7 protein-coding genes are annotated in these 13,132 nt (G+C 72.1%); 3 read left to right on the top strand and 4 right to left on the bottom strand.

The genetic code is table 11. The features are described from left to right. Positions 1-228: 228 nt before the first annotated feature. Positions 229-1,794 (bottom strand): ricin-type beta-trefoil lectin domain protein, encoded by a 1,566-nt coding sequence (locus ABZS58_RS24610; protein ID WP_354785181.1) that lies wholly within the window; start codon positions 1,792-1,794, stop codon positions 229-231. Between the two features lie 215 nt (positions 1,795-2,009). On the opposite strand from ABZS58_RS24610, the gene ABZS58_RS24605 reads away from it, so the two are divergent. Then, the gene (locus ABZS58_RS24605; protein WP_354785179.1) at positions 2,010-5,846 is read left to right on the top strand and encodes a hypothetical protein; all 3,837 of its coding nucleotides are present in this window, start codon (positions 2,010-2,012) and stop codon (positions 5,844-5,846) included. Here the strand turns inward: ABZS58_RS24605 and ABZS58_RS24600 are convergent. Continuing rightward, positions 5,826-6,770 (bottom strand): TIGR03557 family F420-dependent LLM class oxidoreductase, encoded by a 945-nt coding sequence (locus tag ABZS58_RS24600; RefSeq protein ID WP_354785177.1) that lies wholly within the window; start codon positions 6,768-6,770, stop codon positions 5,826-5,828. The two genes, ABZS58_RS24605 and ABZS58_RS24600, sit on opposite strands and share 21 nt — an antisense overlap. Positions 6,771-6,855: 85 nt before the next feature. Between ABZS58_RS24600 and ABZS58_RS24595 the strand changes: the two genes are divergently transcribed. After that, positions 6,856-8,085 carry an MFS transporter gene (locus ABZS58_RS24595; protein ID WP_354785175.1) on the top strand — a complete coding sequence of 410 codons (1,230 nt, stop codon included), beginning with the start codon at positions 6,856-6,858 and terminating at the stop codon, positions 8,083-8,085. Here ABZS58_RS24595 and ABZS58_RS24590 read toward each other — a convergent pair. After that, positions 8,055-8,441: a hypothetical protein gene (locus ABZS58_RS24590; protein WP_354785174.1), complete on the bottom strand. Its 387-nt coding sequence runs from the start codon at positions 8,439-8,441 to the stop codon at positions 8,055-8,057. The genes ABZS58_RS24595 and ABZS58_RS24590 overlap by 31 nt on opposite strands. A 2-nt stretch (positions 8,442-8,443) precedes the next feature. After that, the gene (locus ABZS58_RS24585) at positions 8,444-10,246 is read right to left on the bottom strand and encodes a sigma-70 family RNA polymerase sigma factor (RefSeq protein ID WP_354785172.1); all 1,803 of its coding nucleotides are present in this window, start codon (positions 10,244-10,246) and stop codon (positions 8,444-8,446) included. A 146-nt stretch (positions 10,247-10,392) separates the two neighbouring features. On the opposite strand from ABZS58_RS24585, the gene ABZS58_RS24580 reads away from it, so the two are divergent. Continuing rightward, positions 10,393-12,990, top strand: coding sequence for a Tex family protein (locus tag ABZS58_RS24580; protein ID WP_354785170.1), 2,598 nt, complete (start codon positions 10,393-10,395; stop codon positions 12,988-12,990). Positions 12,991-13,132: the final 142 nt, after the last annotated feature.

Here is a 13,132-nt window from a genome sequence, read left to right as displayed (position 1 = left end):
TTCCCGCCGAGGAGTCGACCGGCCCGCGCGTGTGGTTCGTTGTGTTACCTAACAAACTAGCCGTGCGGGGCGTCGTGGGAAAGAGCCACACGATGCCCGACATTCGCGCAGCTCAGCGAGCGCGATTCGGCCAGGTTGAGGAATGCCATGTGGCGTTTGGCATGCCGTACAAATGCCGGCACGCGATTGGCTCGTACCCTTGCCGGCGCACGAAGCCGCCGTCGTGGGTCAGTAGGCCTGGCGGGTCCACCGCTGGTTGGCGGCGCCGCTGCAGTCCCAGATGATGACGGCGTTGCCGGCCCCGGTGCCGCCGTTCTCGACGTCGAGGCAGCGCTTGGAGTTGACGTTCTGCAAGGTGCCGTCGGCGCGGACGGTCCAGCGCTGGGCGGGGGTGCTGTTGCAGGTGAAGAGGCGCACCGGGGTGCGGTTGGCGGTGCCGGCGTTCAGCACGTCGAGGCAGCCGCCGTCGGCGCGGACCGTGCCGTCGGCCTGGAAGGTCCAGCGCTGGTTGCTGCGGCTGGAGCCGCGGGCGTCGCAGTTGTCGATGACGCCGCGGTTGCTCTCGCCGGAGCGGTACTCCAGGCACTTGCCGGAGCCGGCGCCGACCAGCTGGCCGCTGTTCACCGGGGGCGGCGGCGTGGTGGAGCCGGCGGACTTCGACACCGACGCCGAGACCGAGGCCGAGGGGCGCGCCGAGGGGCGCGACCGGCTCGGCGACGGGTTCGCCGAGCCCGGGGCGCTGGACGCCGCCGGGGACGGCGCGTTACGGGTCACCTCGGGCAGCCCGCCGATGTTGGGGCGCTGCGCGGCGGTGTCGGCGGCGGGGGTCGGGCCGTCGCCGTCGCTGCGGACGAGCTGCAGGACCACGGCGGCGGTGACGAGCAGGATCAGCACGGCGACGGCGACGGCACCGACCGGATACCTGCGCCAGGGCGCGGTCCGGCGGCGGGAGCCGCGGTAGTCGTCGCCGTCCTCGTCGGCGGGGTCGTCGGTGACGATCGCGAGCACCGGCGGCACGTAGTCGGCGACCGTCGGCGAGTCGTCGGCGGTCACCACGACCGTCGCGACCCCGACCGGAGCCGCCGGGACCGGCGCCGCCCCGACGGCGACGACCTCGTCGACGGGCTCGTCGATTGGCTCGTCGTCCAGCGATGCCGCCGAGGTCGGGTCGAAAACGGCGGGATCCACCAACGCCGGCGACTCGACCACCGGCTTGCCGAGCGCCACAGGCTCGACGTGCGTCGCAGCCTCGGAGGACTCTGCGGACTCGTCGAGGAACGGCACGGCGTTCGCCCTGACCTCGCCCGCGAGCGTGCCGACCGTCGCCGGATCCTCTACCTCGTCAGGACCTTCGGCCTCCACCTCGCCGGAAGCAGCGTCCTCCGGTTGCGAGCGGGACGCCTCGTCCAGGGCCGGGGCCTCCATGTCGTCAGCGATCGCGTCGACGGTCGTCGCGTCCCCGTCCGCGTCCGGCTCGGGCGCGGTGTCGGGCTCAGGATCGGGCTCGTCGCCCAGCGCGTCAGCGAAAAGGGCGTCGAAGTCCGGCTTGTCCTCCTCGACGGGAACGAGCGGGATCGAGGCGGTCGCGATCGCCGTGGGGCCGCCGCGGCGTTGGCGGGGAATCGCCGCACCTGCCGGGAACGTCGGCTTCGCCGGGTTGAACGGCTCCGGCAGACGGGGGACCTTCGCGGCCGCGGCGGCCGTCGGCGGAACGCGATGTCGCGCCGCCCGGTCCGTACGCTGCTGCGATTCGCCCGGCTGCACCTGCTCGTTGCCGTCTTCAGCGACGGACATACCCGACGTGCTCCTTCCAGCGGCCACCAATGCCCGCTGCACCGTAGCCTGCGCACGCAAGGACGCGCGACCGTCCGTTCGGCCCCAACAGGAGCAATCCGTTGCCCTCGGCCGGTAAGTTTTCCCGCATGGCTCCTGACGGCTGGGAAACGTTCGCTGCACAGCACACGGTGTGGGGGCGGGTGACCGAGGGCACGTCGCATCGTGACAGTGCGGTGACGCTCGTTCACCAGCTCGCCGAGGCACGCAGACGGTCCGCGGCCCTGCTGGCGGACGACCCGTGGCAGGACGGCGACTTCGCCCGGCGGATGTCCGAGCAGGTCGCGGCCCTGGTCGGGTTCCTGCCGCAGGACGTGACCTTCAGCGGGGCCGAGGCTGCGCTGCTGGTGACGACCCCGTTCCTGCACGACGCCCTGTGGGCCGGCATCGCCGCCGCCGAGCGCGGGGTGCAGCCGGGCGACCTGGAGCCGTCGCAGGACGCGTCCAGCGACCGGGCCGCGTTCGAGCGGTTCTCCCAGACGTATGCCCAGCCGCACCGCCGCGCGCTCGCCGCCATCCGCGCGGGCCGGCGGGAGGCCGCCGCGGAGCTCGGCTGGTGGCTGCTGCACCGGTGGATCGGCCGGCGGCCCGCCGCGTATCAGCCGTCGACGATCGAGTCGCTGATCCAGGGCCCCGAGGGGCAGACCCAGGACCTGGCGAGCGTGATCGACGAGGAGCCGCAGAAGCGCCTCGCCGAGCTGCTGCGGGCGATCCGCGCCGACCCGGCGTTCCTCAACCGGCACGACCGCCCCGAGTCGCTGGTCTCCCAGGACCGGCACGGCACACGGGAGCGGCTCGTCGCGTTCCTGCTGACGATCGCCCGCTGGCTGGCGATCGAGGCGACCGTCCTGCCCGAGGTCATCGGCGAGCACCTCGGCATCGGCGACCCGGTCACGCCGCGTCAGGTGATCGGCACCGTCCACGCGGCGCGGTGGAATCTTCGCGGTGCGACACTCGTCCTCGCCGCCGACTGCGCCCACCCCTCGATCGAGGTGGCGCTGCGCGTACACATCGAGACGCTGAATCAACTGCTCGCCGAGGCGCAGCGGGCGGCCTCCCGGGACGACACGCTCGCCCCGCTGCGGCACCTGCCCAACCGGGCCGCCACCGACGAGGTCGGTCCCGCGGTCGTCGACGGGGTCCCCGCCTACCAGTCGGCCGGGGTCCGGTTCCGGCTGGCCGAGGACCGGGTGCGGGAGCTGCTCATGGGCGAGCAGCTGTACGGCGACCCGGCGCTCGCCATCCGCGAGCTGTACCAGAACGCGCTCGACGCCTGCCGCTACCGGGAGGCGCGCACCGAGTTCCTGACCCGGACCGGCTCCGAACAGTCGTCGTGGGACGGCCGGATCCGCTTCGAGCAGGGCGTCGACGACGACGGCCGGCCGTATCTGGACTGCGTGGACAACGGCATCGGCATGGGCGTGCGCGAGCTCAGCGAGGTGTTCTCGCAGGCCGGCGTGCGCCTCGCGGACCTGCCGGAGTTCCTGGAGGAGCAGGCGGAGTGGGCCCGGCTCGACCCGCCGGTGCAGCTCTTTCCGAACAGCCGCTTCGGCATCGGCGTGCTCAGCTACTTCATGCTCGCCGACGAGCTGACCGTGCAGACGTGCCGGATGGGCCGCGACGGGCAGGCCGGTGAGCGGCTGCGGGTGTCGATCGCGGGGCCGGGCAGCCTGTTCCGCATCCAGGATCTGGGCCCCGGCACCGACTCGGGCACGACCGTGCGGCTGCACCTGCGCGAGGGCGTCGCCGTCGCGTCGGTCGAGGAGCTGCGCAAGCTGCTGTGGGTGGCCGAGTTCGCCACCGACGCGACCGACGGTGTGGAGACCCAGCAGTGGGCGCCCGGTGAGCTGTCGGAGGCGGCGACCGCGGTCGACGACGAGGACGAGGACGAGGACGGCGTCGGCGTCGGGGTGGTCGCGACCGAAGGGTCGCGGGTGTGGTGGTGCAGGGGCACCGGCGCGCTGCTCGCCGACGGCCTCTACGCCGGCAAGGAGATCTTCGGCGCGGTGGTCAACCTCAACCGGGACCTCGCGCCGCGGCTGTCCGTCGACCGGACGAAGATCCTGGCGTACCGCGAGGACGACGTCGACCGCCTGCTGTGGGAGGCGGTCCCGGCCCTCACCGCGCCCGGCACCACGCTGCTCGGCTATGAGTGGCTGTGCCGCCTGGCGCCGATCCGGCCGCTGGTCGCGGATCTCATCTTCGAGCAGGCGATCGAGCGCGGCCACGGTAAGTGGGAAATGGACGGCGAGACCGTCGACGCGTCCGTCACCGGCTGCTTCGTGGCCAACGACGGGCCGGTCGGCGGCCCCGACGAGCTGGTCGAGTGGCGGCTGACCGCGCTCGCGGCCGGCGGCCGCTACCGCAAGGTGCTCAAGCCGGGCGCGGACTGGAAGCGGGCGCTGCGCTCCCGCCCGTCCGACGCCCTGCTGCTCAGCGTCGACGTCGACGGCACCGGCCCCTGGCTGGAGCCGGTCGACATCGTGCCGCTGGTCCATCTCGTGCGGGCGGCGCGCAAGACCGGCAGGAGCGCCCCGGAGATCGCGGCCCGCCTCGACCAGCTCGGCTACGAGCCGTCGGTGGGTGCCGCGCAGGTCGGCGTCGACCCGGACGACCTCGTGTTCACCAGCCGCGACGTGGACGGCACCCGCCCCTGGATGCACCCGGATCAGCCGGTGCACCTCGTCCACCTGCTGCGGGCGACCCACAAGACCGGCCGCCCGATCCAGCAGATCGTCGCCAGGCTGCGGCAGCTGGGCTTCGACGTGGACGTCGACGTGGACATGCTGCCGATCGAGCAGTTCGGCCCGAAGGACCTGACCATCGCCAGCCGGGACCTGGACGGCTCGCACCCGTGGCTCGACCCGCGGGAGCCGGTGACGCGGCTGCACATCCTGCGCGCCGCGCACAAGGTCGACCTGCCCGCCGACGAGACGGCGGCGCGGCTGGCGTTGCTCGGCTACCCCCTGGAGCCGGGCTGGGAGGCGCTGACGGTCGAGTCCGACGACCTGGTGCTCATCTCCCGGGACCTGGACAGCACGTCACCGTGGCTGGACCTGCACGAGGAGGTGGCGCCGGTGCACGTGCTGCGCGCCGCCGAGCGGACCGGCCGGCCGGTGACGGAGGTGGTGGCGCGGCTGCGGAGCTTCGGCTTCACGCTCGGGGGCAACCTCGAAGCGCTCGAGGTCGTGAAGCTGGAGGCGGAGGACCTGCAGCTGGCGAGCCGCGACCTGGACAGCTCGCAGCCGTGGCTGGACCCGTCGCGCCCGGTGCCGCTGATCCACCTGCTGCGGGCGACGGAGGCGACCGGCCGGGAGGTCCGCGACGTCGCCACGAGGCTCGCGGCGGTCGGGTACCGCGTCGACGTCGACCCCGACGCGATCCTCATCGACCACCTGGAGCCCGACGACCTGACGATCACCAGTGAGGACCTCGACGGCTCGGACCCGTGGCTGGACCCGATGAAGGCGGTCCCGACGATCCGCGTCCTGCGGGCGGCGCAGCGGACCCGGCGCAGCGTGCACGACATCGCGGCCCGGCTGACGTTCCTCGGCTACGCGGTCAGCCTGCACGGCTCCGGTCCGTCGCTGGACCAGGTGGAGCCCGACGACCTGCTGATCACCAGCCGGGACCTGGACGGCTCGCAGCCGTGGCTGGACCTCGACGAGCAGGTGCCGCTGCCGCACCTGCTGCAGGCGGCGCGGCGGGTCCGCCGGCCGGTGCACGAGGTCGCGGCGCGGCTGGAGACGCTGGGCTACACCGTCGACGTCGACCTCAGCAGCATCCAGGTCGACTCGGTGAAGCCCAACGACCTGCTCCTGGCCAGCACCGACCTGGACGGCTCCCGGCCGTGGCTGGACGCGGGCCAGCCGGTGCCGCTCAACCACCTGCTCGCCGCGGCGCAGAAGATCCGCAAGCCGATCGAGGAGGTGTCGAGCCGCCTGCGGGCGCTGGGCTATTCGGTGCCGGACGTCGACTCCCGGCTCCCCCGCCTACGCCCCGGCGGCGTTTAGGGCGGGCAGCAGCTCTGACTCGGACCAGGCCAGGAACTCCTCCTGGTGGCCGCCGCCGATCTGGACCAGCGCGATGTGGGTGAAGCCCGCGTCGACGTACCTGCGGACCGCCGCGACGTGCCGGTCCAGGTCGGGGCCGCACGGCACGGACGCGGCGACGTCGTCCTCGGTCACGAACGCCGAGGCGGCGTCGAAGGCGCGCTGGTCGGGCAGCTCCGCGAGGACCGGCCACTGCAGCCCGGACCAGCGCCACTGGTCCAGCGCGCGCTTGCGGGACTCGGCCTCGTCGGGGCCGTAGCAGACGGCGACCTGCCCGTAGGCGGGCTTGCCGGGCAGGCGCAGGGAAGCGTCGGGCGCGACGGCGACGGTGCCGTCGAGCGGCTCCGCCAGGCGCAGCGAGTCGTGCCCGGAGACGGCCAGGACGACCGGCACCCCGTCGTCGGGGCGGTCCCACAGCCGCGCCTCGGGCACGTCGAAGTAGGTGCCGCCGTGGTGGACCGTCTCGCCGGCCAGCAGCGGCCGGATGATCTCCAGGGACTCCGCGAGCATCTCGTGCCGCTGGGTCCGGTGCGGCCAGGCGCCGGCGACGTGCTCGTTGAGATTCTCCCCCGCGCCGAGGCCGAGCGTGAAGCGCCCCTGGGACATCGCGCCGATCGTCGCCGCCTGCTGGGCCACGACCGCCGGCTGGTAGCGGCGGATCGGGCAGGTCACCATGGTCATGAGTTCGAGGTTCTGGGTGGCGTACGCGACGGCGCCGAGCACCGACCACGCGAACGGTGAGTGCCCCTGCTCGACCAGCCATGGGTTGTAGTGGTCGGAGATCGCCGCGAAGTCGTACCCGGCCTCCTCCGCGCGGACCGCGTCGTCGACGAGTTCCGTGGGCCCCGTCTGCTCACACATCAGCGTGTAACCGAAGTTCGCCATGGGTTTCGGAATACCCCGACCGGCGGCCGTTACGCGCTCGACCTCACCCTTGGTGAATGCCCAGCATCTGAGTAAGAATCAATCGATGTCTCCCTATCTACCGGTCATCCGGCACCCGGTCTTCAACCGGATCCTCCCCGGGCTGGTGCTGTCCGCACTGGGTGACGGCATGAGCGCGGTCGCGGTCGGCTGGCTGGCCCTGCAGCTGGCGCCGGGCCACGCGCGGGGACTGTGGGTCGGGCTCGCCATCGCCGCGTACGCACTGCCCGGCGCCGTCGGCGCGATCGCGCTCAAGCCGCTGCTGCGAAACCGCGGTGCCGCGCAGCTCGTCGCGTGCGACGGCATCCTGCGGGCGGTGTTCCTCGGCACCATCGCACTGCTGTCGACCTGCGGCGGGCTCTCGATCGTCCGGTACGTGCTGCTGCTGGCCCTGTCCGCGCTGCTGTCGGCGTGGGGGTCGGCCGGCCGGTACACCGTCATCGCCCAGGTCCTGCCGAAGACCCTGCACCTGCCGGCGAACGCGCTGCTCACGGTCATCACGGAGGCGTCCACGGTGGTCGGCCCGGCGATCGCGGGGCTGCTGATCGCGATTCTGGGGGCTCCGGCTGTACTGGCTGTCGACGCCGCCACCTTCGCCGTGCTCGCCGTGTCGTTCCTGCAGATCAGGGCCCTGACGCCGGTCGCGGCCCCGGCCGGGGACCGCGGCGAGGGCTTCGCGGCGATCCGCCGGGACCCGGACCTGCTCGGGCTGATGGTGATGACGTTCTGGTTCTTCCTGCTGTTCGGGCCGTTGCCGGTCGCGGTGCCGCTGTTCGCCTCGACGGCGAGCGAGGTCGGACTGCTGTACATGGCCTTCGGCGTGGGCGCGCTCACCGGGGCGATCGCCACCGGGCATCTGCGCCGGCTGCCGCTGTGGCCGACCACGATCGTCGCGGTGATCGCGTTCGGCGTGCTGCTCATGCCGCTCGGCCTGGCGCTGCCGCTGTGGGCGCACATGATCACGCTTGCGCTCGCCGGGCTCGCCTGGGCGCCGTACCCGGCGACCAGCATGGCGCTCTTCCAGCGCAGGGTGCCGGCCTGGCGGCTGCCGCCGGTGCTCGCCGCCCGCGGCGCGGTGATCGTCGTGTCGACACCCCTGGGCACGCTGATGGGCGCGCCGCTGGTGCAGTCGGTCGGCGCGTCGGCCGCGCTCGTCACCTGCGGCGCGCTGACGGCGGCGGTGGGCCTGGTCGCGCTCACCGTCCACCTGCGCGTACTGCGCGCACGAAGCCGCCGGCCGGTGCTTCAGGCGACGTCGTCGAGCACGTTGCGGTAGGAGCACAGCCGCCGCGTGTACTCGCGCAGGACGTCGATCGCCTCGTCCAGGTCGGGGGTCAGCACGTCCGGCAGGTCGATGAGCAGCCGCCTGCCGTCGACGGTGCCGTAGCCGCTGACCTCGAACGCCCCCTCCCGCACCCACAGGTCGACACCCAGGTCGACGGTGGTCCGGTCGTACCGCAGCACCACGCCGACGAGGGCGAACGGCGCCTCACCGGGTCCGATGCGGCCGATCAGCTCCCAGTGGATCGGGCCGTGCGTGGCGGCGACCTGTTGCCCGTACCGCTGGAAATCCTCACAGGCGTCGTTGAGCGCACCGAGCAGTGTGGCGGCGCCACCCGATCTCGCGTCCATGATCATCCTCCTGCTGCGCGATAGGCGGCGCCCACCCCGGTCGGGGTGGTGCCGTTGCTGTAGAGACCGGTGTCGCCCGCTTTCGAGCTGTACAGGATGAACCAGGCATAACGTTCGACGAACGACAGCCCTTCGAGCATCGCCGTGGAGCTCTTCACGAAGCTGACCTGCTGGTCCACGCTCGGGTAGACGGTGCCGTTCTCGAACCGCATCAACGCGTACTCGGTCAGCCAGATGGGCAGCTTGTACCGGTTGTAGACGTTCTGCAGGTAGCGCTTGAGCTGGTTCGGCGCGTCCGGCCCGAAGTCGCCGCCGTACCAGTGCAGCGTGATGAAGTCGACCCGGTAGCCGCGCTGCTTCGCCCCGGCCATGAAGCGGTCGAGCCAGCCGCCGGCGGTGTCGCCGCCGTACGCGACGGACGGGCTGCCCAGGCGAAGGCCGGACGCCTGCAGCTTCGGCCACAGGTCGAGGACCTGCTCGGGGCTCATGTTCGACTGCTCTTTGAGGTCCGGCTCGTTGAAGCCGAGCAGCACCTTGCCGTTGGCCTTCGCCTTGGCCACGTCGGCGTCGACGTTGGCGGTGCCCCAGACCATGGGCACGAACTCCACGCCGCTGGTCGCGCCGAAGCTCGGGCTCGGCGACCAGTTGTAGTACCAGCCGGCCTTCATGTCCTTGACCGCGGCCTGGTTGAAGTTGACCTTGCCGTTGGTGCTGATGCCCTTCTTCGGGCTCTTCACCGCCGGCGGCAGGGCGGCGGGCGCGCTCGTGGTCTTGGAGGGCGCCGCGCTGGACGCGGGTGCGCTGCTGGGCGTGTTCTCCGAGGCGCTGCCCTGTACGGACGGCGACTCCCCGGGCTGGGACACCACCGCCGGCTTCTGCTCGCCGCTCGTGGCCACGTAGACCGCACCGGCCGCGCCGGCGATCGCGACGGTCGCGGCGACCCCGGCCAGGGCCGGCTTCGCGGCGCCGAACCAGCCGAGGATGAGGCCCTTCAGCCCTTTTGTGCCGATCGCTGCGGTGGCGAACGCTCCGGTCTTCGCCGCCGCCGCGGAGAACACGAACGGGACCGGTACCAGCGAGATCCCCGCCAACAGACGCTCGGCGGCGACCATGTCGGTCCACGCGCGGTCACACCGCTGGCACTCCCGGGTGTGCCGGGCCAGCCGCTTGCGCCACAGCGCGCTCGGCCGCCCGTCCCAGCTGGTCACGATCGCGTGCAGCTCCGGGCAGCGGGGCCGCACGGCGAGCGCCCGCACCACCGCGCGGGCCGCGTCGAGCTGCGCCTTCATCCGCTGGATGCGCACCGCGGCGTGCTGCTTGGTGATGTGCAGCGCCTCGACGACCTCCTCGCGCTCCAACTGCCCGGCGGCCTCCAGCCACCACAGCGACAGCAGCTCCCGGTCGTCGTGGTCGAGCCACCGGGTGGCCTCGGCGACCTCCTGGCGCTGCCCGGACAGCCGCAGCCTGGTGATCGCGAGGTCGGCGAAGTCGGCGCCGGGGTCGGCGGTGTCGGTCGGGTCGGCCCAGTCCCCGACCAGCGGCGCCTGCGTCTGCCGGCGGTGCCGGTCCCTGACCTGGTGCATGGCGATGGCGACGGCCCACGACCGGAAGCTGTCCGGCTCACGCAGCCGCGGCAGTCCGTCGACGATGCGCAGCATGGTCTCCTGCACCACGTCGTCGACGTCGGCGTGCCCCTGCAACGCCCGCCCGACGATGTTGTAGATCAGCGGCAGGTATTCGGCGACCAGGGCGTCGAGCGCCCGCTGGTCACCATCCCTCGCCGCGATCACCGTGGCCGTGCCCATCCGCATCCTCCTGTCGAACTATTCAGGAGACGGACCGGCTCAGGGTCAATAACGCTTTGTCGAAAAAAGTTTTACCGGAGCTTCCGGCGGACCCGGCCGTGCTGGCCCGCGCGGCAGGTGAGGTGCGTGGGGCAGAATGCAGGATCGTGACGACCTCCATTCAGCAGCGGATCGCCGAAGAGCTCGGCGTCAGGGAGCGGCAGGTGACCGCCGCGGTCGAGCTGCTCGACGGCGGCGCGACCGTGCCCTTCATCGCCCGGTATCGCAAAGAAGCGACCGAGATGCTCGACGACACCCAGCTGCGCACCCTGGAGGAGCGCCTGCGGTATCTGCGGGAGATGGAGGAGCGCCGGACCGCGATCATCGAGTCGATCCGCACCCAGGGCAAGCTCGACGACGCCCTCCTGGCGCAGATCATGGCAGCCGACTCCAAGGCGCGGCTCGAGGACATCTACCTGCCTTACAAGCCGAAGCGACGCACCAAGGCGATGATCGCCCGCGAGGCCGGCCTCGAGCCGCTCGCCGACGGGCTGCTCGCCGACCCTTCGGTCGACCCCCAGGCCGCCGCCGCGGTCTTCGTCGACGCTTCCAAAGGCGTCAACGACACCGCCGCGGCGCTGGACGGGGCGCGGGCGATCCTGGTCGAGCGCTTCTCCGAGGACGCCGACCTCATCGGTGAGCTGCGCGAGAGGATGTGGTCGCAGGGCCGGATCGTGTCGAAGATGCGCGACGGCAAGGAGGCCGACGGGGCGAAGTTCTCCGACTACTTCGACTTCGACGAGCCCTTCACCAAACTGCCCTCCCACCGCATCCTCGCCATGTTCCGCGGCGAGAAGGAGGAGATGCTGGACCTGGTGCTGGAGCCCACCCAGGATCCTGACGCGCCGTCGCTGTACGAGCCGGCGATCGCCTCGAAGTTCGGCATCCGCGACGAGGGCCGGCCCGGCGACAAGTGGCTCAACGACACCGTCCGGTGGGCCTGGCGCACGCGCATCCTCGTGCACCTCGGCATCGACCTGCGGATGCGGCTGTGGCAGGCGGCCGAGGAGGAGGCGGTGCGGGTCTTCGCCGCCAACCTGCGCGACCTGCTGCTCGCCGCGCCCGCCGGCACCCGCGCCACGATGGGCCTCGACCCGGGCTTCCGCACCGGCGTGAAGGTCGCCGTCGTCGACGCGACCGGCAAGGTCGTCGACACGCACACGATCTACCCGCACGTGCCGCAGAACAAGTGGAACGAGTCGCTCGCCGTGCTGGCCGCGCTGTGCCAGAAGCACAACGTGCAGCTGATCTCGATCGGCAACGGCACCGCCTCGCGGGAGACCGACAAGCTCGCCGCCGACCTCATCAAGCAGTTCCCGGCGCTCGACGTGACCAAGGTGATGGTGTCGGAGGCCGGCGCGTCGGTGTATTCGGCGTCGGCGTTCGCCTCGCAGGAGCTGCCCGGGATGGACGTCTCCCTGCGGGGCGCCGTCTCCATCGCGCGGCGCCTGCAGGACCCCCTGGCCGAGCTGGTCAAGATCGACCCGAAGTCGATCGGGGTCGGGCAGTATCAGCACGACCTCAGCGAATCGAAGCTGTCGCGCTCCCTCGACGCGGTCGTCGAGGACTGCGTCAACGGCGTCGGCGTCGACGTCAACACGGCCTCCGCCCCGCTGCTGACCCGCGTGTCGGGCATCGGCGGCAGCCTCGCCGACGCGATCGTCGCGCACCGCGACGCCAACGGGCCGTTCCGCTCGCGCAAGGCGCTCAAGGACGTGGCCCGGCTGGGGCCGAAGGCGTTCGAGCAGTGCGCGGGCTTCCTGCGCATCCCCGACGGCGACGACCCGCTCGACTCGTCCAGCGTGCACCCCGAGGCGTATCCGGTGGTCCGGCGCATCCTGTCGACGACCGGCACCGACATGAAGACCCTCATCGGCAACGGCACGGTGCTGACTCGTTTGAAGCCTGCCGACTTCGTCGACGAGACCTTCGGCCTGCCGACCGTCACCGACATCCTCAAGGAGCTGGAGAAGCCGGGCCGCGACCCGCGACCCGCCTTCAAGACGGCGACGTTCGCCGACGGCGTCGAGAAGATCTCCGACCTCACGCCGGGCATGCTGCTGGAGGGCGTGGTCACCAACGTGGCGGCGTTCGGGGCGTTCGTCGACGTGGGCGTGCACCAGGACGGTCTCGTGCACGTGTCGGCGCTGTCGTACACCTTCGTGAAGGATCCCCGCGAGGTCGTCAAGCCCGGCGACATCGTGCGGGTCAAGGTCCTCGACGTCGACATCCCGCGCAAGCGCATCTCCTTGACCCTCCGCCTCGACGACGAAGCCCAGCAGTCAGGCGCCGCTTCCGACGGCTCGGGCGGCTCGGGCGGCTCGGGCTCTGGCGGCCAGCGCGGCGTCCGTGGCCCGGGCGGTGGTCGCGGCGCTTCGGGTCGTGGCGCTTCGGATGGCGGCGCTCCGGGTGGCGGCGCTTCAGGTGGCGGCGGTCAGGGCGGTCCCGGCGGCGGCCGTGACTCCCGCGGCGGCTCCGCCTCTGGCGGTCAGCGCGGCGCCTCCGGTGGTGGTGGTGGCCAGCGGGGCGGTTCCGGTGGCGGCGGTCAGCGCGGTGGGTCCGGTGGTGGCGGCGGTCGCGGTGGCGACTCCCGTGGCGGCGGCGGCCGCGACTCCCGGGGCGGTGGCAGCCTGCAGAACAGCGCCCTCGCCGACGCTCTGCGCCGGGCCGGTCTCGACAAGGGCCTCGACGGCCTCAACAAGTAGCGCTTCTCCCCTTCTCCGCTTCTCCATGATCCGGAAGACTTCTGGTCGCCCTGGCGCAATGCCGGTGAGTTAAGGATTTGCGTCGAGGGTTGTCGATGCCGCGTGGCGGCTTGCGCAGCAACGAAGCTCCCGTTACACATGC

Origin of the sequence: Dactylosporangium sp. NPDC005555 (assembly GCF_040605635.1) — a bacterium.
Lineage (GTDB): Bacteria > Actinomycetota > Actinomycetes > Mycobacteriales > Micromonosporaceae > Dactylosporangium.
The sequence above is the reverse complement of the archived record's forward strand: the minus strand, read 5'-3'. Positions and strand labels throughout refer to the sequence as shown.

Excerpts from the sequence above, each read along its gene's own strand:
- ABZS58_RS24610 (WP_354785181.1), bottom strand. The coding sequence starts at position 1,794 with ATGTCCGTCGCTGAAGACGGCAACGAGCAGGTGCAGCCGGGCGAATCG.
- ABZS58_RS24600 (WP_354785177.1), bottom strand. The coding sequence starts at position 6,770 with ATGGCGAACTTCGGTTACACGCTGATGTGTGAGCAGACGGGGCCCACG.
- ABZS58_RS24595 (WP_354785175.1), top strand. The coding sequence starts at position 6,856 with ATGTCTCCCTATCTACCGGTCATCCGGCACCCGGTCTTCAACCGGATC.
- ABZS58_RS24590 (WP_354785174.1), bottom strand. The coding sequence starts at position 8,441 with ATGGACGCGAGATCGGGTGGCGCCGCCACACTGCTCGGTGCGCTCAAC.
- ABZS58_RS24585 (WP_354785172.1), bottom strand. The coding sequence starts at position 10,246 with ATGGGCACGGCCACGGTGATCGCGGCGAGGGATGGTGACCAGCGGGCG.